General features: G+C 69.8%; 14 protein-coding genes. 11 read left to right on the top strand and 3 right to left on the bottom strand.

What is annotated here, in order from left to right; translation table 11 throughout:
• Positions 1-17 precede the first annotated feature (17 nt).
• From VIL67_RS01095 to VIL67_RS01050, 10 genes are all read left to right on the top strand, one after another.
• Positions 18-2,348 carry a TonB-dependent receptor gene (locus tag VIL67_RS01095; protein ID WP_332046993.1) on the top strand — a complete coding sequence of 777 codons (2,331 nt, stop codon included), beginning with the start codon at positions 18-20 and terminating at the stop codon, positions 2,346-2,348.
• Complete coding sequence (gene betI, locus VIL67_RS01090) at positions 2,264-2,932, top strand: transcriptional regulator BetI (protein WP_332046992.1); 669 nt, start codon at positions 2,264-2,266, stop codon at positions 2,930-2,932. The genes VIL67_RS01095 and betI overlap by 85 nt, the downstream gene beginning before the upstream one ends.
• Positions 2,933-2,954: 22 nt before the next feature.
• Positions 2,955-4,088, top strand: a complete 1,134-nt coding sequence (locus tag VIL67_RS01085) for an aromatic ring-hydroxylating oxygenase subunit alpha (RefSeq protein WP_332047968.1) — start codon at positions 2,955-2,957, stop codon at positions 4,086-4,088.
• 1 nt (position 4,089) lies between these two features.
• Positions 4,090-5,688, top strand: coding sequence for a phytoene desaturase family protein (locus tag VIL67_RS01080; RefSeq protein WP_332046991.1), 1,599 nt, complete (start codon positions 4,090-4,092; stop codon positions 5,686-5,688).
• Between the two features lie 80 nt (positions 5,689-5,768).
• Entirely contained in the window at positions 5,769-6,995 is a 1,227-nt protein-coding gene (locus VIL67_RS01075) for an amino acid permease (protein ID WP_332046990.1), read from the top strand.
• 106 nt (positions 6,996-7,101) lie between these two features.
• Positions 7,102-7,578: a hypothetical protein gene (locus tag VIL67_RS01070; protein ID WP_332046989.1), complete on the top strand. Its 477-nt coding sequence runs from the start codon at positions 7,102-7,104 to the stop codon at positions 7,576-7,578.
• A gap of 132 nt (positions 7,579-7,710) precedes the next feature.
• Positions 7,711-8,826, top strand: a complete 1,116-nt coding sequence (locus VIL67_RS01065) for an endo-1,4-beta-xylanase (protein WP_332046988.1) — start codon at positions 7,711-7,713, stop codon at positions 8,824-8,826.
• Positions 8,817-9,335: a beta-xylosidase family glycoside hydrolase gene (locus VIL67_RS01060; protein ID WP_332046987.1), complete on the top strand. Its 519-nt coding sequence runs from the start codon at positions 8,817-8,819 to the stop codon at positions 9,333-9,335. Before VIL67_RS01065 ends, VIL67_RS01060 begins: the two co-directional genes overlap by 10 nt.
• Entirely contained in the window at positions 9,332-11,983 is a 2,652-nt protein-coding gene (locus tag VIL67_RS01055; RefSeq protein WP_332046986.1) for a glycosyl hydrolase 115 family protein, read from the top strand. Before VIL67_RS01060 ends, VIL67_RS01055 begins: the two co-directional genes overlap by 4 nt.
• Before the next feature lie 9 nt (positions 11,984-11,992).
• Positions 11,993-12,820, top strand: coding sequence for a class I SAM-dependent methyltransferase (locus VIL67_RS01050; RefSeq protein ID WP_332046985.1), 828 nt, complete (start codon positions 11,993-11,995; stop codon positions 12,818-12,820).
• Between the two features lie 3 nt (positions 12,821-12,823).
• On the opposite strand, the gene VIL67_RS01045 is transcribed toward VIL67_RS01050, so the two are convergent.
• Together VIL67_RS01045 and manD are read right to left on the bottom strand one after the other, a co-directional pair.
• Positions 12,824-13,573 carry a FadR/GntR family transcriptional regulator gene (locus tag VIL67_RS01045; RefSeq protein WP_332046984.1) on the bottom strand — a complete coding sequence of 250 codons (750 nt, stop codon included), beginning with the start codon at positions 13,571-13,573 and terminating at the stop codon, positions 12,824-12,826.
• A gap of 66 nt (positions 13,574-13,639) precedes the next feature.
• Complete coding sequence (gene manD / locus VIL67_RS01040) at positions 13,640-14,851, bottom strand: D-mannonate dehydratase ManD (protein ID WP_332046983.1); 1,212 nt, start codon at positions 14,849-14,851, stop codon at positions 13,640-13,642.
• A 112-nt stretch (positions 14,852-14,963) separates the two neighbouring features.
• Between manD and VIL67_RS01035 the strand changes: the two genes are divergently transcribed.
• Positions 14,964-17,045: an alpha-glucuronidase family glycosyl hydrolase gene (locus VIL67_RS01035; protein ID WP_332046982.1), complete on the top strand. Its 2,082-nt coding sequence runs from the start codon at positions 14,964-14,966 to the stop codon at positions 17,043-17,045.
• An 82-nt stretch (positions 17,046-17,127) separates the two neighbouring features.
• Here the strand turns inward: VIL67_RS01035 and VIL67_RS01030 are convergent, their stop codons facing one another.
• Complete coding sequence (locus VIL67_RS01030; RefSeq protein WP_332046981.1) at positions 17,128-20,052, bottom strand: TonB-dependent receptor; 2,925 nt, start codon at positions 20,050-20,052, stop codon at positions 17,128-17,130.
• Positions 20,053-20,281: the final 229 nt, after the last annotated feature.

Here is a 20,281-nt window from a genome sequence, read left to right as displayed (position 1 = left end):
AAGAAGAGGGGGTGTGCATGAGTACGAGATCGACCCACAGGCTGGGGGCCCTGCTCGCCACCAGCATGCTAACCGGGCTGGCGGCGCCGGCCCTGGCCCAGACCGCCGGCTCCCAGCTGGAAGAGGTGGTGGTCACCGCCCAGAAGCGTTCCGAGAACCTGCAGGACGTTCCGATCAGCGTGCAGGCGATCGGCGCCGAACGGCTGGACGAGCTGCAGATCTCCGACATGACCGACTATGCGCGGTTCCTGCCGAACGTGACGGTGCAGACGGCCGCGCCTGGCTTCTCCACAATCTACATGCGTGGCGTCGCCTCCGGCGAGAACAGCAACCACTCGGGCCCGCTGCCCAGCGTCGGCGTGTATCTCGACGAACAGCCGGTGACGACGATCACCGGACCGCTGGACATCCACGTCTATGACATCGCCCGCGTCGAGGTGCTGTCGGGCCCGCAGGGCACGCTCTACGGCGCCAGCTCCCAGGCCGGGACAATCCGGATCATCACCAACAAGCCCTCGCCCTCCGGCTTCTCGGCGGCCTACGACCTCGAGGTGAACAAGGTCAGCCACGGGGACTACGGATACGGGTTCGAAGGCTATGTGAACCAGCCGCTGAGGGAGAACGCCGCGGTGCGCCTGGTGGCCTGGGCGCAGCATGATGGCGGCTACATCGACAACGTGCCGGGGACGCTGACCTACCCCATCGGCCTGCCGCCGGACAATCTCGGGCCGGTGACCATCAACAACAACCGCCTGGTGGAGGACGACTACAACGAGGTCGACACCTACGGCGCCCGCGCGGCGCTGCGCATCGACCTCGACGACACCTGGTCGATCACGCCCACGCTGAACGCCCAGCGGACCGAAGCCGACGGCAACTTCTCGTACGACCCGACCAAGGGCGACCTGAACGTCAGCCGCTTCCGTCCTGAGCGCAGCGACGACAAGTGGGTGCAGGCGGCCCTCACCATCGAGGGCGCGGTGTCCAACCTCGACCTGGTCTATGCGGGCGCCATGATGAAGCGCTGGGTGGACAGCGAGTCCGACTATTCGGACTACTCGTACTTCTACGACACCCTTGCGGGCTACGGCGTCTACTGGCTGGACGATGCGGACAGGCCGCACGACATCTCGCAGTACATCCAGGCGAAGGACGCCTACAAGAAGACCAGCCACGAGTTCCGCGTCGCGACCCCGGCTGATCAGCCGCTGCGGGTCACCATGGGTCTCTTCTACCAGCGCCAGACCCACAACATTCAGCAGCGCTACAAGATCGACGACCTGAATGCGCCCACCGAGGTGCCGGGCTGGCCGGACACCATCTGGCTGACCAAGCAGCTGCGGGTGGATCGCGACTATGCGGCCTTCGCCGATGCGACCTTTGATTTTACCGACAAGCTGTCGGTCACCGGCGGCATCCGCTTCTTCAAGTCGAAGAACTCCCTGGAGGGCTTCTTCGGCTTCAGCGACTTCTACAGCTCGCAGACCGGCGTCGCCGCCTGCTTTGGCCCGCCCGTCGTGCGCGGCGGCCCCTGCACCAACGTCGACAAGGTCACCGAGGACAACGGCCACACCTACCGGCTGAACGCGCAGTACGAGATCGACGACGACCGGATGGTCTATCTCACCTACTCGACGGGCTACCGTCCCGGCGGGATCAACCGGCGCGGCACCCTTCCGCCCTACCAGGCCGACTACCTGAAGAACCTGGAGCTGGGCTGGAAGACGCAGTGGCTCGATCGCCGGGTGCGGTGGAACGGGGCGGTCTATTCCGAGAAGTGGGACGACTTCCAGTTCTCGTTCCTCGGGGCCAACGGGCTCACCGAGATCCGCAACGCTGGCAAGGCCAAGATGAAGGGGATCGAGTCGGATCTCAGCTGGGTCGTGGCCGAAGGGCTGACGCTGAACGCGGCGGCGTCCTACACCGACGCCGAGCTGGACGAGGACTACGTCCCCGACCCTTCGGCCCCGCCGGCGGCGGTGAAGGGCACGCGGCTCCCCGTGAGCGCGAAGGTCAAGGTCAACGCCACCGTACGGTACGAGTGGACGCTCATGGGCGACATGGAGGCCCATGTGCAAGGGTCCGTGGTGCACACTGGTTCGGCCTGGCCGGACCTGCAGGCGGCCGACCGTGACGTGGTCGGCAAGCTGCCGGCCTACACCACGGTGGATCTGGTCGCCGGAGTGCAGCGTGAGAACTGGCGGTTCGAAGCCTATGTGAAGAACCTGCTCGACGAGGAGGGGCAGATCGACCGCGGGGTGCAGTGCATCTCGTCCGTCTGCTCGCGGGTGTTCGTCACTCCGATCCGCCCGCGGATCCTGGGCGTCCGCTTCGGGCAGTCGTTCTGAGCGGACGTTTCTCGCGGGAGCCGACGGAGGTCCGCCGGGAGGCGCTGATCGAGGCGGCGCTCGCCAGCTTGGCGGACCGCGGCCTTGGGGCGGTGTCGGTGCGAGACGTGGCGCGGCGCGCCGGCGTCTCGCCCGGCCTGGTCCGGCACCACTTCGGGGGCTTCGGCCAGCTGTTGGTCGAAGCCTACCGGCACGTCGTCGCCAGGGTCGACCTGGCGATCGACGAGGCGCTGGCGGCCGCGGGGCCCGAGCCGCAGGCCCGGCTCGACGCCTTCCTAGAGGCCAGCTTCTCGCCGGCCATCGTCGATGGCGACCTGCTCTCCGCCTGGCTCGGGTTCTGGGGGCTGGTGCGGACCGATCCTGCCGCCGCGCGGGTCCACGCCGAGACCTACCGATCCTACCGCGGCCGCATCGAAGCGCTGCTGGGCGACCTGGGCGTGCGGCAGCCGCGGATGGCGGCGCTTGGTCTGTCCGCCCTGCTGGATGGCCTCTGGCTGGAGCTGTGCCTCGATCCCGCGACATTCACACCGCAGGACGCGGTCAAGCTGGCCCGTAATTGGGTGGCTTGCTATACGAGCGTATAGCAAGCGGGAGGCGCCCTTGTCAGTGCAGCTTGAGCAGAGCCTGCCGGCCTGGATCTATGCCGATCCCGGCTTCTTCGAGCGGGAGCGGGAGACGGTCTTCCGCACCGGCTGGCAGATCGTCTGCCACCTGAACGACGTGCCCCAGGCGGGCGACTACCAGACGCTGGACATCCTGGGAGAGCGGGTGGTCACGGTGCGCGGGGCCGACGGGCAGGTGCGCAGCTTCCACAACGCCTGCCGCCACCGCGCCGCCCGCCTGGTGGACGGGGCGGAGGGCAACTGCGGCCATCGCCTCGTCTGCCCGTACCACGCGTGGAGCTACGATCTCGACGGCAGCCTCAAGAACGTGCCGCGCTGGCAGGGCTTCGAGGGCCTGGAGCTCGCCGCCCACGGCCTGAAGCCGGTGGAACAGGAGGTGTGGCGCGGCTTCATCTTCGTGCGCTTCGCGCCGGGCCTGCCGAGCGTGGCCGAGATGATGGCGCCTTACGAGGCCGAGATCGAACCGCACGGCTTCGAAGCCCTGCAGCCGCAAGGCCGCGTCACGCTGCGCCCGCGGCCGGTGAACTGGAAGAACGTGGCCGACAACTACGCCGACGCCCTGCACATCCCCGTCGCGCACCCGGGTCTCACGCGCCTGTTCGGGCCGAGCTATTCGATGGCGGCCGGCGAGTGGACGGACACCTTGTGGGGCGACATTCAGGCCGCGCCGTCGCCGAACTGGGTGGAGCGCAACTACCAGGCCCTGCTCGACAGCTTCGACCACCTGCCGCCCCAGGGGCGGCGGCGGTGGAGCTATTACCGGCTCTGGCCGAACCTCGCCTTCGACGTCTACCCCGACCAGGTCGACTTCATGCAGTTCATCCCCGTCTCGCCGACCGAGACCCTGATCCGCGAGATCGCCTACGTCCGGCCAGACGCGCGGCGTGAGGTGAAGGCCGCCCGCTATCTCAACTGGCGGATCAACCGCCAGGTCAACGCCGAAGACACGGTGCTGATCGCCCGGGTGCAGGAGGGCATGGCCACCTCGGGCTATGTCAGCGGACCGCTTGGGCCCGGCGAGGTCTGTCTGTCCGCCTTCGCTCGCCGCCTGAAGTCCATGATCCCGGAAGCCGCGCTTGCGCACCCGCCCCGCACTGCGCCCAAGGAAGCTGCCTGAGATGACGAAGACCGATGTCGTGGTGGTCGGGGGCGGCCACAACGGGCTGACCTGCGCCGCCTATCTGGCTGCGGCCGGACTGAAGGTGACGGTTCTGGAGCGGCGCAGCGTCGTGGGCGGCGCGGCGGTCACGGAGGAGTTCCACCCCGGCTTCCGCAACTCCGTGGCCAGCTACACGGTCAGCCTGCTGAACCCCAAGGTGATCCGTGACCTGGAGCTGCACCGCCACGGCCTGAAGGTGGTCGAACGCAAGATGTCCAACTTCCTGCCGCTGGAGGGCGACTCCTTCAGCGTCGGGGACGGGGTGACCAAGGCGGAGGTGGCGCGGTTCTCGACACGCGACGCCGAGCGGCTGGACGCCTACGGCGACCGGCTGGAGCGCATCGCCGACGTCCTGCGCGAGCTGGTCCTGATGACGCCCCCCAACCTGGTGGAGGGCGGCCTCGCCCAGGCCGTGCCCGAGCTGCTGAAGAGTGCGGCGCTGGGCAAGCGGCTCAACCGGCTGGACATGACGGGCAAGCGCGACCTGCTGGCGCTGTTCTCGCAATCGGCGGGCGATTGGCTGGACGGCTGGTTCGAGAGCGCGCCGATCAAGGCGGCCTACGGCTTCGACGGCGTGGTGGGCAACTACGCCAGCCCCTACACGCCCGGCTCCGCCTACGTCCTGCTGCACCACGTGTTCGGCGAGGTGAACGGCAAGAAGGGGGCGTGGGGCCACGCCATCGGCGGCATGGGGGCGATCACCCAGGCGATGGCCGCCTGCTGCCGCGAGCGGGGGGTGGAAATCCGCACGGGCGCCGGCGTGGCGGAAGTGCTGACCCGGGGTGGCCGCGCGACCGGGGTGGTCACGGAGGCAGGCGAGACCATCCAGGCCCGCGCCGTGGTCTCCAACCTGCATCCCCGGCTGCTGTTCGAGAGCCTGGTGGATCCCGGCGTCCAGCCGGCCGACTTCCGCGAACGAATCGGGCGGTTCCGCTCCGGCTCGGGCACCTTCCGGATGAACGTGGCGCTCTCCGAACTGCCGAGGTTCACGGTCAAGCCGGAAGCGGGCGACCACCTGACGGCCGGGATCATCATCGCGCCCAGCCTGGCCTACATGGACCGCGCCTATATGGATGCGCGCACCCACGGCTGGTCGAAGGAACCCATCGTCGAGATGCTGATCCCGTCGACGCTGGACGACAGCCTCGCGCCGGCGGGCCAGCACGTGGCCAGCCTGTTCTGCCAGCACGTGGCCCCGGTTCTGCCGGACGGCCGCTGCTGGGATGACCATCGGGACGAGGTCGCCGACCTGATGATCGACACCGTCGACCGCCATGCTCCGGGCTTCAAGGGCTCGGTGCTGGGCCGGCAGGTGCTCTCGCCGCTCGACCTCGAGCGCACCTTTGGACTCGTCGGCGGCGACATCATGCACGGTAATCTCAGCCTGGATCAGATGTTCTCCGCCCGCCCGGTGCTGGGCGCCGGCGACTACCGGACCCCGGTAGCGGGCCTCTACCAGTGCGGTGCAGGCACGCACCCCGGCGGCGGCGTCACCGGCGCGCCAGGCCACAACGCCGCCCGCGAGGTGCTCCGCGACGCTAAGCGGCGGCGGTTCTAGGCTCCTTTTCCCAACGGGTGAGGGCGCCTCCCGCCCCGGGGCCGAATATGTTCAGGTGGCCCGAACCCAGGGAACCCGCGTTGTCCGACACCGCAAAGCAGAAGGGCCTCGGCCCGCTCACCGCGACCTTCCTGGTGGCCGGCAACATGGTGGGCTCGGGCCTGTTCCTGCTGCCGGCCTCGCTGGCCAGCGTCGGCAGCGCCAGCCTGATCGGCTGGGGGATCGCCGGGGCCGGGGCGCTGGCGGTCGCGGGGGTGTTCGCCTTCCTGGGGGCGATGCGGCCGGATCCCAACGGGCTGGTGCGCTATCCGGCAGAGGGGGTGCATCGCTGGGCCGGCTTCGTCGCCTGGCTGGCCTATTGGCTGTCGTGCTGGGTCGGCAACGTGGCCATCGCCCTGGCGGCGGTCGGCTATCTGGCCGTCTTCCTCCCGCAGCTGATCGGCCCCTGGCCCACAGCCATGGCCGCCATCGGCGCCATCTGGCTGATGACGCTCGCCAACCTCTCCGGGCCGCGCATCGTCGGTTGGCTCGCCGGCTCCACCCTGCTGGTCGGCCTCGTGCCCATCGTGGCCGCGACGGGGTTCGGCCTGCTGGCCTTCGACGCGGCGACCTTCGCCGCATCCTGGAACGTCAGCGGCCAGCCCCTCAGCCAGGCCATTCCGGCCAGCCTGGTGACCATCTTCTGGGCCTATCTTGGCCTCGAGAGCGCGACGATCGCGGCCAAGGCCGTTGATAATCCGCAGAGGAACCTCCCGATCGCCGCGCTCGGCGGCGTGGCGCTGGCCTCGGTGATCTATGCGGCGGCCACCGCTGCGGTGATGGGCGTGATCCCGGCCGCCGAGCTGGCGAAATCCACGGCGCCCTTCGCCGACGTCGTCCAGCGCCTGGTGGGCCCGGTGGCCGGCGCCATCGTCGCCGCCTGCGCGCTCGCCAAGACACTGGGCACCCTGGCCGGCTGGCTGCTGGTCGCCGCGGAGGCCGGCGCCTCGGGCGCCGCCAGCGGCTACCTCCCGCGGATCGTTGCAGGCGAGCCCGGCTCGCGCCTGCCGGTGCGCGGCGTGCTCGCCACGGCAGTGCTCATGTCGTTGACCGCGCTGGTCACGGTCTCGCCGACGCTGACCAAGCAGTTCAACGCCCTGATCAACGCCGCCGTGCTCGCGAACCTGCTTGTCTACCTGCTCTGCGCGATGGCCCTGGTGCGGTTCTCCAAGAATCTCGGCGGGCGGGCGCGTGCGCTCGCGCTTGCTGTGGCGGCGCCGGCGATCGCCTTCTGCGCCTGGGCCGCCTGGGCCTTCCTTGCCGGGTAGGCGGCGTCTCCCGGGTGCGGCGACCTAACGCCGTTCGGCGGGCTTGCGGCGCACGCGGCGCGGGCGCACCCTCCTGCCATTGGGCGACCAAGGGGGAGGACAAGGAATGCGTATCCTGATGATGGCGGCGCTGCTGGCGGGCGGTGTCGCCCTGGCGGGCTGCGAGGGGTCGAAGAGCGAGGCGGCGGCGCCGGCCGCGCCCGTCAAGCCGAAGTCGCTGGCGAGGCCCGCGCAGATGTACGCCGGCCAGGAGCAGATCCTCAGCGTCTCGGCGGGGGAGGTGGAAGTCGACAGCGGCAAGCTGATCCTCAAGGTCGCTGGCGCGACCCCGTCGGCGGGCTACACCGACGCGGCCTTCCTGCCGCGCATCTACGCGGCCCCGCCGAAGGACGGCGTCTATGAGGTGGACGTGATCGCCACCCGGCCGGAAGGCGCCGCCACGCAAGCGGTCACCTCCATCGAGGTCGAGCGCGCGTGGGCGGGCTACCCCAAGGAGCGGCTGAAGGGCGTGAAGTTCATGACCAAGACCAACGAGGTCGTGGCCATGCTGCCGGCCGCAGCGGCGCCCGCAGCCGGGTCGTAAGCGGAGGGCTGCGCGCTCCCATCGACGCAATGTGAGCGCTACCAGAATCCGCTTGCGTGGTCTGACCACCTTGGCCACAAGGTGGTCAGGGCCTGCGGCGAACGACCGGCCCGATGACCAGGGAGGTCGGGCGTGTTGCGGCGGCTGACGCGCAGGGAAGGGCTGGCCATGGCCGGCGCAGGGCTGCTCGCGGGCGGCGCCGCCCCGGATCACGCGCCGCTCGACGTCCTCGCCCGCCGCAAGGGCCTGCGGTTCGGCACGGCGCTCGGTGCGGAGGGCCTCGCCGATCGAGGCTACCTGGCGCTTGTCGCCCGCGAATGCGGCGCCCTCGTCGCCGAGAACGAGCACAAGCTCTACGCCCTGAAGCCGGGCGCTCCCGACGAATGGCGATGGGCCGGCGCGGATCGCATCGCCGCCTTCGCGGCCGACCGCGGCATGTTCCTGCGCGGCCACACCCTGCTGTGGAACCGCGACGAGTTCGCGCCTGACTGGCTGAAGCGCCAGGGCTTAGGCTCCCAAGCTGAGGGCGAGCGCTGGCTCACCGCCCATGTCCGTACGGTCATCGGCCGCTACCCCCAGATCCGCTCCTGGGACGTGGTCAACGAGACGATCGATCCCGCGACCGGGGCCATGCGCGACACGGTCTTCACCCGCGCCATGGGGGCGGACGCCGTGGAGATCGCCTTCCGCGCAGCCCACGAGGCCGCGCCGCAGGCCCGGCTGGCTTACAACGACTACATGGGCTGGGGGCCGAGCGACGCGAAGCATCGCGCGGGCGTGCTGCGCCTGCTGGAGCGCCTGAAGGCTCGCGGCGTCCCGATCCACACCTTCGGTGTCCAAGGGCACATCCCCAACGGCGACGCCGGGAACGTGGTCGTCTTCTCCCAGGCCGACCAGCGCGAGTGGCGGGCCTTCGTGGACGAGGTCCGCGGCCTGGGCCTCGATCTCGTGATCACCCAGCTCGACGTGAACGATACGGTGCTGCCGGCTGATCCAACGCGCCGTGACGCCATCGCCGCCGGCCTTGTGCGCGACTTCCTCGACCTGATGCTCGACTACCGCGAGCTGAAGCAGGTGCTCGTCTGGGGCCTCTCCGACCGCCACTCCTGGCTGCAGACTTGGTGGCCCCGCCCCGACCGCCTGCCCAAGCGACCCACGCCCTATGACGCGGAGCTGCGGCCGAAGGCTATGCGCGCGGCCATAGCCGACGCCCTCCGGGGCGCTCCGGAGCGCACGCCATGGACCTGATCCGCAGCCTGCTAGCCGCATTGGCCCTGGTGGCGGCGTGCGCACCTGCCGCCGCCCAGGAGGCGCGCTTCGACTCGTTCGCCTGTCGCGGCCTCGACCCCCAGCCGCGGGTCGGGCCTGGTCAGTTCCGCAACCCGATCCTCGCCGGCTTCTACCCCGACCCGACGGTGGCGCGCGTTGGCGAGGATTATTACCTGGTCGCCTCCATTCGCACCCGCGATGTTCCCCTGGGCTCGCGGGGGCAGCCTTCCTACTGGGGCCGGCGTCAGCAGCACCTGTCGGCAGAGGCGACCACGAGGGTGGATTTCGCCCCGCGCGCGAACGGCGACCGCGCCGGCATCGCCGCGTTGCAGACCGAGGACGCCTTCTATCTGCTGAGCGTCGGGCGGGAGAGCGGGCGCCGGGTGGTGCGGCTCGAGCAGCGCACCGGCAGTGGCGAGCCGCCGCACGGCAGGTCCTGGCCAGCGGCCGCGCTGCCGGCGTCGGACTGGATGGCGACGGCCCCGTGAGGCGCCGCACCGCCCGTGCAGCGCGCGCCTGCAGGTGGGCGATCCTGCTCCTGCTGGCGCTCGCCTCGCCGGGGCTGGCCTGCGAGGCGCCCGTGTCGGCCTGCGCTCGGCCCCTCCCAGGCGCCTTTCCCCTGATCGAGCGCGGCCGCCCCGCTGCCGTCTATGTGGATCCGGCGGCCGATCCGGCGGTGCGGCATGTGGCGGAAGCGTTCGCCGGGGACCTGGCGCGCGTGGCCGGCCGTGCCCCGGCCAGGGCGGCAGATCCCGCGTCCGCGACCGGCCCGTTGGTGATCATCGGCGTGCTGGGACGAAGTCCGGTCATCGACAGCCTGATCGCCACCGGAAAGATCCCCGCCCCTGACCTTGCCGGCCAGTGGGAAGCCTACCGCCAGGTGGTGGTCGAGCGGCCGTTCCCAGGCGTGCCGCGCGCCCTGGTGATCGTGGGCTCCGACCGCCGTGGCGCCGTGTTCGGCGCCTACGACCTTTCCGATAGGATCGGCGTCTCTCCATGGCATTGGTTCGCCGACGTTCCGGTCGACCGGCGGGCGAACCTCTTCGTCACGGCGGGCGTCCGCGCTGACCAGCCGAAGGTGAAGTACCGCGGCTTCTTCATCAACGACGAGGCGCCGGCGCTGATCAGCTGGGCCGAGCAGCGGTTCGGCGGCGTCAATTCCAAGATGTACGCCCACGTCTTCGACCTGCTTCTACGCCTGAAAGGGAATTACCTATGGCCGGCCATGTGGCAGCCGCGGGCCTTCAACGACGACGACCCGCGCAACATGGTGCTGGCCGACGAGATGGGCGTGGTCATGGGGACCTCGCACCACGAGCCGATGAGCCGCGCCCATGACGAGTGGCATCGGAACACCGGCGGCGGGGTGACCGGCGGCCGATGGGACTACGCCAAGAACGGGGAGAACCTGCGCCGGTTCTGGCGGGGCGGCCTCGAGCGGATGATGTCCAAGGGGGACGGCCGCGGCTATGAGGCGGTGGTCACGGTGGGCATGCGCGGCGACGGCGACGAGGCCATGGGCGAGGCGACCGCCACCCGCCTGCTGGAGACCATCGTCGCCGACCAGAGGAAGATCATCGCCGAGGTGACCGGCCGGCCGGCCGACGAAACCCCGCAGGTCTGGGCGCTCTACAAGGAGGTGCAGGACTACTACGACCGCGGGATGCGGGTTCCGGACGACGTGACCCTGCTGTTCGCCGACGACAACTGGGGACAGATCCGGCGGCTGCCGACCGGCGACCTCGCGCGGACGGGCGGGTACGGCGTCTACTACCACTTCGACTACGTCGGCGCGCCGCGGAACTACAAGTGGCTGAACACCACCCAGGTGGAGAAGACCTGGCAGCAGATGGACCTGGCCTGGCGGCGTGGCGCGCGGGCGCTGTGGATCGTCAACGTGGGCGACATCAAGCCCATGGAACACCCGCTCAGCTTCTTCATGGCCCAGGCGTGGGACCCGGAGGCGATGACGCCGGAGGCGCTGCAAGCCCACCCTGGCCAGTGGGCGACCGCCGCGTTCGGCGCGGCGCTGGGGCCGACGATCGGCGACCTGCTCACCCGCTACAGCCAGTACGCAGCCCGGCGGAAGCCGGAGCTGATCGACGAGGCGAGCTTCACGCTCGGCGCGCCCGCGGGCGATGTGCTGCACGGCGGCGAGTTCGGGAGCATGGTCGCTGAATGGGACGCCCTGGAGCAGGACATGCTCGCGGTGCGGAAGCAGCTTCGCGCGGAGCAGCGCGACGCCTACCTGCAGCTGGTGGAGCATCCGATCGCCGCCCTGGCGAACCTGTATCGCCTCTACTACGCCGTGGCCTGGAACCGGCGGCTGGCCTCGGCGGGCGATCCCCGAGCCAATGCGTTCGCAGATCAGGCGGAGGCGGCCTTCCGGCGTGACGCCGAACTCACCGAGGCCTATCACCGTGCCAACGGCGGGAAGTGGGCCGGCATGATGAGCCAGACCCACGTCGGCTACACCGGCTGGCAACAGCCCGAGACCCAGGTGATGCCGCGCGTCGTCCGGGTGACGGGGAAGGGCCCAGCCAAGCCGGTCCGCTGGGCGCCTGCGCCGCCCCCGCGTACCGGTGTCGTCGCCATCGAGGCGCCACGGTTCACCCGCGCGATCGATGGCGCGGGGCTGCGCTGGCGGACGATCCCGAACCTCGGTCGGACCGAAGGCGCTGTCCTGGCCCTGCCGCAGGGCCGCCCGCCCACCACCCCCGCGGACGGGGTGCGCCTGGAGTACGAGGTCGCCACGGAGGCCGGCGACCTGACGGTTCAGCTCTACCTCGCGCCCACCCTCGACACCACGGGGCGCGGAGCGCAGCGGATCGGGGTCTCGCTGGACGACGGGCCGGTGCAGGTGCTGGTGGACAAGCTGCTTCCGGCGCCCACCGACACCCTGCTGGAGGAGCAGGCTGCCTGGAACCGCGCCGTGCAGGACAACGTCCGCGTGCTGCAGACCGCGTTTGCCGGCGTCACGGCCGGTCGTCACGTGGTCAAGGTCTGGCGCCTCGACGACAATATGGTGCTGCAGAAGCTGGTCATCGCCACGGCGCCGATCCCGATCACCTACCTGGGACCGCCGGCGGCCGCGCCCCAAGAGAGCCGCGCTGACAGGCGGCGGAACGGCGGCTAAGTCTCGTCCGTGGCCCCGTCTCCGATCAGCGCCGTCGAGCACCCGCGGGTCCGCGCCTGGCTGGAGATCCGCGACCCGCTCGAGCGGCAGCTGGCGCCATTGGGAGAGGCCGTCCTGGGGGCGCTGGCGCTCAGGCCGGGAGAGCGGGTGCTGGACGTCGGCTGCGGAATCGGGCGCACGCCCTGGCGGCTTGCTGAAGCGGTCGGGCCGGCAGGCCGCGTCACGGGCGTGGACCTGTTGCCGGCGGCGCTCGCGGTTGCGGAGGCCGATCCAGACCTGCCCGCCAACGTGGATTTCCTCTGCGGCGATGCGGCCGTGCTGGCGTTCGAGCCTGGGGCGGTCGACGCCGTGTTCTCGCGCTTCGGGGTGATGTTCTTCGAGGCCCCTGAGCGAGCGTTCGACAACCTGCGGCGTGCGCTGAGGCCGGGCGGACGGATCGGCTTCGTCTGCTGGCGCGGTCTTGCCGACAACGAGCTCGACAGCTTTCCGCTCACGGCGGCGAGCCCGCACCTGCCTGCCGAGCTCACCGCGGGCACGCAGGCGACCGGCTGGTTCTCGTTCTCCGATCCCGAACGGATCCGGAGCGTGCTGGGCCAGGCAGGGCTCGAGCAGATCGAGGTCAGGCCGCACGACGCGCTGGTCGGGAGCGGTGACCTGGCCGGCATGGTGGCGGTCTGCTCGCGGGTGGGCGCGTTGGGCGCCATCCTGCGCGAGCATCCCGAGTTCGCCGATAAGGCGGCTTCGGCCCTGGAGCAGGCCCTGCGGGCGCTGGATGGCCCTGGCGGGCCGCACCTGCGCGCCGCAACCTGGGTGGTGACCGCCCGAAGGCCGGCGTGATCCCTAGATCGCGACTCGCTTGGCGATCTGCGAGCGTCGCGCCTTGCTCTCCTGCTGGGCTCGTTCAAGGGCCTCGGTTTCGGTGGCGTGGAGCAGGTGCTCGATGACCCGCTCCAGATGGTCGCGCATGGCCTGGCGGGCGGCCGCGGGATCGTGCGCGCGCAGCGCGTCCACCACCTTGCGGTGCTCGGCGATGCGCGGCTCCAGCCCGGCCCCCCGCGCCCGGGTCAGGATGCTGCGGGCCAGCGGGGAGCGGTTGCGCAGCTCCCACAGGTTTTCGACAGTGGCGATGATCGCCCCGTTCCCGGTGGCCCGGGCGATGACCATGTGGAAGGCCTTGTCGGCGTCTTCCCCCTTGAGCTCGTCCTCGTCGGCCATCAGGTCCAGCAGGCGGTCCAGTTCGGCGAGCGCCTCGTCGTCGATGGTGGCCGCGGCCAGGGCGCAGGCCTCACCCTCGAACAGCCGCCGGGCCTCGATGAGCTCGAAGGCCCCGATTTCGAAGTCGTAGGCGGCCGCTGTCACCGGCAGCTTGGCCCGGGTGACATAGATGCCCAGCCCGTGCCGCGCCTCGATCATGCCCAGCATCTCCAGCGCGATCAGCGCCTCGCGCAGCGTCGGCCGCGAGACGCCGAACTGCTCGGCCAGATCACGCTCGGTGGGCAGGCGCTCGCCCACGGCGTACTTGCCGGCTTCGATCTCCCCCGCGATCTGGTCGGCGAGGCGGCGGTAGAGCTTGCCGCTGGCGGCGGCCATGGCGTCGGGACCCCTGGGTGCGGCGCGCCGGGCGGCGCGCGTTCGGGACTCAAGCATAGCGCAAGGCTACCAGTCGTGCATCGAGCCGTCCTCAAGCCGCGCGACGGGCAGGTAGGCGCGGCGGTAAGGAAACCGCGCGGCGGCGTCCTCGTCGATATCGACTCCCAGGCCGGGGACCTCGCCGGGGTGCAGCATGCCGCCCGCGAAGGTGTAGGCGTGCGGGAAGACGGCGTCCGTCTCGGCGGTGTGGCGCATGTATTCCTGGATCCCGAAGTTCGGGACCGAGAGGTCGAAGTGGAGGGCCGCGGCCATGGCGATGGGCGAGAGGTCCGTCGCGCCGTGGCAGCCTGTCCGGACGCCGTGCAGGTCGGCGAAGGCGGCCAGTTTGCGCAGGTGGGTGAGGCCGCCGGCGTGCACGACCGTGGCGCGGATATAGTCGATCAGCTGTTCCTCGATCAGCTGCTTGGCGTCCCAGACGGAGCTGAACACCTCGCCCACCGCGATCGGGGTGGTGGTGTGCTGCCGGATCAGCCGGAACCCGGCCTGGTTCTCGGCTGGCGTGGGGTCCTCCATCCAGAACGGGCGATAGGGCTCCAGGTCGCGGCCGAGACGGCCGGCCTCGATGGGCGTCAGCCTGTGGTGGACGTCGTGCAGAAGGTGCACGTCATGGCCGAGGGCCTCGCGCGCCGCCGCGAACAGCTCCGGCGCGACCCGCAGGTACTTCTCGGTAGACCAGACGGTCTCCTTGGGCAGGTCAGAGTCGGCCGGCTCGTAGAACAGCTTGTCCTTGGAGACGCCGTAGACGTCGCGCATGCCCGGCACGCCCGTCTGCAGACGTACCGCCTTGTAGCCGGCCGAGACGTACTCGCGCGCCGCAGCCACGGTGTCCTCGATCGTCTCGCCGTTGGCGTGGCCATAGACCGTGACGCCCGAACGGCAGGCGCCGCCCAGCAGCTGGTAGACCGGCAGGCGGGCGAGCTTCCCCTTGATGTCCCAGAGCGCCATGTCCACGGCGGCGATGGCGGTCATGGTCACCGGACCCCGCCGCCAGTAGGCGCCGCGATAGAGGTATTGCCAGATGTCCTCGATCTGGTGGGCGTCGCGGCCGATCAGGCAGGGGATGACATGGTCGGAGAGATAGCTCTCCACGGCCAGCTCGCGCCCGTTGAGGGTGGCGTCGCCCACTCCGGTGACGCCGTCGTCCGTCTCGATCTTCAGGGTGACGAAGTTGCGCCCAGGCGAGGTGACGATGGTCCGCGCGGCGGTGATCTTGGGCATCGGCGCAACTTAGCCCTGGACCGGATGTTGTCAATCAGGTGGTCTGACCAATACAACCTAGGTGTCTCGACCACGGAGGCGAATGGTGCGGTCCGGCTTGTTGAGCGCTCTGATGGCGCTGTTGATGTTGATGGCGACCGCTGCCCAGGCGGAGGACGGCTACGAGCTGTGGCTACGGTACCGAGCCGCCGCGGACCTCGAGAGCTACAGGAAGGTTCTCGGCCCTGTGGTGGTGGAGGCGTCGGCCCGTGGCGCCGGCGTGGGCTCGCAGACCCTCTCCATCGCCGCTGCGGAACTGAACCGCGGCCTCGCCGGCCTGCTCGCAGGCGCCCCGTCCCCCGAAGCTCCGGCCGTCCGCCTGAGAACGGATCCCGGCCTGCCGGTGGCCCCCGAAGGCTACGTGATCCGCAGCGCGAGCGTGGGCGGCCGGCCGTCCACGCTGGTGGTCGGGCGCACGCCCCAGGGCGTGCTCTATGGCGTCTTCCACCTGCTGCGCCTGGTTCAGACCGGTCGGCCGGTGACGGGCCTCGACATCACCGCCTCGCCGAAAGTGGGCCTGCGGGTTCTCAACCACTGGGACAATCTCGACCGGACCGTGGAGCGCGGCTACGCCGGGCCGTCGATCTTCGACTGGCACAAGCTGCCCGGCTACGTGGATCCGCGGCTGGTGGACTACGCCCGGGCCAACGCGTCGATCGGGATCAACGGCGCGGTCCTGAACAACGTCAACGCCAAGGCCGACAGCCTGACCGCGCCCTACATCGCCAAGGCCTCTGCGGTGGCCGATGTCCTGAGGCCCTATGGGATCCGCGTCTACCTGTCGGCGCGGTTCTCGGCCCCCATGGAGATCGGCGGGCTGAAGACCGCCGATCCGCTGGACCCCGCGGTGCGCGCCTTTTGGCAGGCGAAGGCGGACGAGATCTACCGTTCGATCCCGGACTTCGGCGGCTTCCTCGTCAAGGCCAACTCCGAAGGCCAGCCTGGCCCGCAGGACTATGGCCGCAGTCACGCGGACGGCGCCAACATGCTGGCGCAGGCGCTCGCGCCCCATGGCGGCGTGGTCATGTGGCGCGCCTTCGTCTACGCCGCCGAACGACCGGAAGACCGGGTGAAACAGGCGTTCAGCGAGTTCACCCCGCTGGACGGCCGCTTCGCGCCGAACGTGATCGTGCAGGTGAAGAACGGGCCGCTGGACTTCCAGCCGCGGGAGCCGTTCCACCCCTTGTTCGGGGCCATGCCGAAGACGCCGCTGATGCTCGAGGTCCAGCTCACCAAGGAGTACCTGGGCTTCGCCACCCACCTCGCCTACCTGGGACCCATGTGGGAGGAGACGCTGCAGGGCGACACCTGGCGGCGCGGCCGCGGCTCGACGGTGGCCAGGGTGGTCTACGGCTCGCTGCATGGCCATGCGCTCACCGGGATAGCCGGGGTCGCCAACATTGGCGCAGACCGCAACTCGACCGGGTCTCACTTCGACCAGGCCAACTGGTACGCCTTCGGTCGGCTGGCGTGGGATCCGGAAAGCTCGTCAAGCGAGATCGCCCGCCAATGGGCTGCGATGACCTTCTCACGAGACCCCCGGTTCCTGGGCCCGACGGTCGACCTCATGATGGGCTCGCGCCAGGCGGTGGTGGACTACATGACCCCGCTGGGTCTCACCCACCTGATGGCGACGGGGCACCACTACGGGCCGGGGCCGTGGGTGGACGATCTGGAGCGGGCGGACTGGACGCCCTTCTACTACCACCGGGCGGACCCCTCAGCGGTGGGCTTCGACCGCACGGGCCGCGGCAGCGACGCGGTCTCGCAGTACGCACCGCAGGCTGCGCGCCGTCTGCTGGCCGACGAGGACCACCTCCTGTGGTTCAGGAGGCTGCCCTGGGATGCGCCGACACGCTCGGGCCGCACGGTCTGGGCCGAGCTTGTGGCGCGCTACGACCGGGGCGTGGCGCAGGTGGTCGAGATGCGGCGGACCTGGGCCTCGCTCGCGCCCTACGTGGATGCGGAGCGGCACGCCCAGGTGTCGGCGTTCCTGGAGATCCAGCAGGCGGAGGCGCAGTGGTGGCGCGACGCCTGCCTGGCCTACTTCCAGAGCCGGTCGGGGCGGCCGTTGCCGGCCGGTCACGCGCCGCCGCAGCAGGGTCTCGACCACTATCGCGCCCTGAGCTTTCCCTACGCCCCCGGCCACCACTGAGCGGCGCCAAAGAAGAAGGCGGCGCTCGTCGAGCGCCGCCCAGTTTGGCCCTTCTCTTTGGGGGAGGGGAGAAGAGAGCTCGTCAGAACCGCCCGCGCAGGCCCACCAGGATGGTGCGGCTGCCGCGGTAGAAGGTCTGGGTGGCGTTCGGCCAGACGAAGGTCTGCCGCTGGTCCTCCTTGGTGATGTTGATCAGGTCCAGGGTCAGGCGCGGCGAAGTGGGCAGGTTCTCGAACTCGTAGCTGGCGGAGAGGTCCCACTGCCCGAACGCGTCGTTCCGGAATCGCGCCGGGATGGGGGCGCCGCCGTCCGGATTGGGCAGGTTGATGCCGTTCTCCGGCCCCGGCGAGCCCACCTGCTCGGCGTTGTAGACATAGGACACCCGCAGGGAGGCCGGGCCGCGGTCGTAGTAGCCGGTGATGTTGTAGGTGTAGGGCGACACCCCGACGGCGATCGGCGGGGCGCCGGCGCCTGACGCCGACTGGTAGATGCGGGTGTAGTTGGCCTGGAAGCCCAGCCCGTCCAGCAGGAAGCTCAGCGGCTGAACCCAGTTGGCCTCATAGCCGCGGATGGTCAGGGTGCCGCCGACGTTGACCTGCTGCCGAACCGTGACGGTGGCGGTGTTGGGGCCGCCGCGGTTGTTGATCGCGGTCTGTTGCAACGGCGTGAGCGCCTCGAACGGGATCCCGAGCTGGCTGAACGGGATGGTGTTGGCGCCGTTCTGGGTCCAGCCGGTGATCTGCTTGTTGAAGCCGACAATGCCGATGTAGCCCTCGCCGCCGGTGTACCATTCCGCTCCGATGTCGAAGTTGTTGGAGAAGAATGGCGTTAGGGCGGGGTTGCCCTGGGTGGCCTCCTGGGCTGACGGGTCCGAGAAGCTGGTGCCGGGCAGCATGTCGGCCGGGTTCGGCCGGGTCAGGGTGCGCGAAGCGGAGAGCCGCAGGTTGACGTCGTCGCGCACCCGCAGGACGGCGTTCAACGACGGCAGGTAGGCGTCGTAACGGGAATCCCGCCGCTGGAATTCGGTGGTCTGCACGTTGTTGATCGTGAAGGTCACCGGCCCCGTGATGTCCTGGTCCGTGGAGACATAGCGGACGCCGCCGTTGAACCGCAGTTCCCAGGGGCCGAGGTCGGCCCGGCCGTTCAGCTCGACGTAGGCGCCGAGCGTCTCCTCCTCGATGACGCCCGAGCGAGTGCCGGTGTTGGCGGAGGCGGAGAATGGGGCGGTGGATGCGAACTGCGAATAGTTCGTATCTGCGAAGAACCGGTCGTAGTCCACCGCGACGAAACCATGGGGACCTTGCCGCAGGTAGCCGCCGAGCGCGGAGTTGGGAATGGCCGAGCCGGCTTGGCCGTTGCACGGCGGCTGCGGCGCAGGCGCGGGCTGGAAGGTCCCGCCGCCGCCGCAGACGAACTGCTGCCAGCGGGCGGTGTTGTCCTGAGCCATGATGCTGCGGCTCGCGAAGTCCCAGGCGACGCCGGCGCGGACATTGACGCCGGCCTCGTCCCCGAAGAGGGCGTCGAGGTGCGCGGCCTTGGTCTTGGTCACCCGCCGCTCGTTCTGGATGTTCACCCGACCGCCGCCGGCCCAGGTCCAGCCGAGGTTCGGGTTGTTCAGGTCGGCGTTGGTGACGATCTCCGGGAACGGCTTCCCCGGGTTCGAATAGTCGACGTTGATCCCTTGGCCCAAGGGGCTGTTGAACAGGATCGTCGGGCTCTCGCGCAGGAACTGGCTCTTCGACAAGTTGAACTGGCCGTCGAAGCGCACGAAGTCGTTGTAGCGGTAGGTGAAGCCCGGGTTCAGGTTGAAGAAGTTGACCTTCTCGTGGTACGGCCGCGCCTCCAGGAAGAACTGGGCGTTCAGGAACTGTCCCTCGGTGACGACGAAGTTCTCGTCCACCTGCAGCCCCACCGGGACCATGAAGTTCGAGTTCCGGCCGACCCAATTGATGTCCACCCGGTCGAACTTGCGGATGCCGCGACCGAGCAGGGTGTCGAAGTAGAGGTTCAGGTTCTCGGTCGGCTTGAACTCGACGGAGATCAGGCCGGAGTAGCGGTCCCGCTGACCGTCGGTGTAGGCCGGCCGACCCAGGCGCGGAATCATGGCGTCCGACAGCTGCTGCAGCGTCAGGCCGGGGTTCAGGGTGAGGAGGTCGGCGTTGGTCAGCGGCGAGCCGACCGGCCGCCCGGCGAGGCTGACCCCGGCCGGCACCGTGGTGGCGAAGTTGAAGTTGTTGCCGCCGTAGATGTTGCAGCCGGCGCAGGTGAGGTTCGCGTTCGACCAGCCGATCGACTCGAACCCCTCGGTCTGGATGTGGGTGCGGGCGCCGGCGAAGCCCACCAGCACGCCCAGCTCGCCCATGCCCGTATCGAACGTCTGGCTCGCCAGCAGAGAGCCGCGCGGGCCCCACTTCTCGGCCAGTGAATTGTAGCTGCCCTGCAGGGAGTAGGTGAACTGGCGGCCTTCGAAGTCGAAGGGCCGCGCGCTGCGCATGTTCACCGTGCCCGAGACGCCGCCTTCCAGCATGCTGGCCGTGGGGGTCTTGTTCACGTCGAGCCGGGTGAACAGCTCGGTCGGGAACATGTCGAGATCGACCTCCCGGTTCTGGCTCTGCGCGTCGAGCCGGCCCGTGGAGGCTACCGCGATCTGGTTGCCGTTCAGCAGGATCTTGGTGAAGTTGGTGCCAAGGCCGCGGATGGCGATCTGCAGGCCCTCGCCCGTGACCTCGCGCGACAGCTGCACGCCGGGCACGCGGTTGAGCGACTCGGCCAGGTTGGTGTCCGGGAACTTGCCGATGTCCTCGGCGAAGATGCTGTCCTGGATGATGGTGGCTTCCCGCTTGGCTTCCGTGGATTGCTGCAGGCTGGCCCGGTAGCCCGTGACGACGACCTCCTCGACCTCGCTGGACTGAGCGCTGGCTTCTGTCGACACCGCGCCGGTGAGGAAGGTCGCGCCAAGCAGCGCGGCCTTCACGCAGGCGTGCGGGGTCCGTCTGGCAGTCTTCATGTTTCCTTCCCCTTCGTCTGTGCTCGGCGCGCACTTGTTCTTTGCTGCGCGGTGAGGCGCAGGCCGGCTCTGAGCCGGGCCGATGGTTGTGAAAGCTGCAGGACCGCGAGACTACTCTGTTATGATAGCGGTCACATTGACAGTGGTACTGGGTCAGTCCTTTGCTGTCAACACGGTCTGACCGTAGTCTCGGTAGTGGTCAGACCAATGCGGCCGAACACTGGGCTGC

Source organism: Phenylobacterium sp., from assembly GCF_036563385.1.
In the GTDB taxonomy this organism is placed as follows: domain Bacteria; phylum Pseudomonadota; class Alphaproteobacteria; order Caulobacterales; family Caulobacteraceae; genus Phenylobacterium.
The sequence above is the reverse complement of the archived record's forward strand: the minus strand, read 5'-3'. Positions and strand labels throughout refer to the sequence as shown.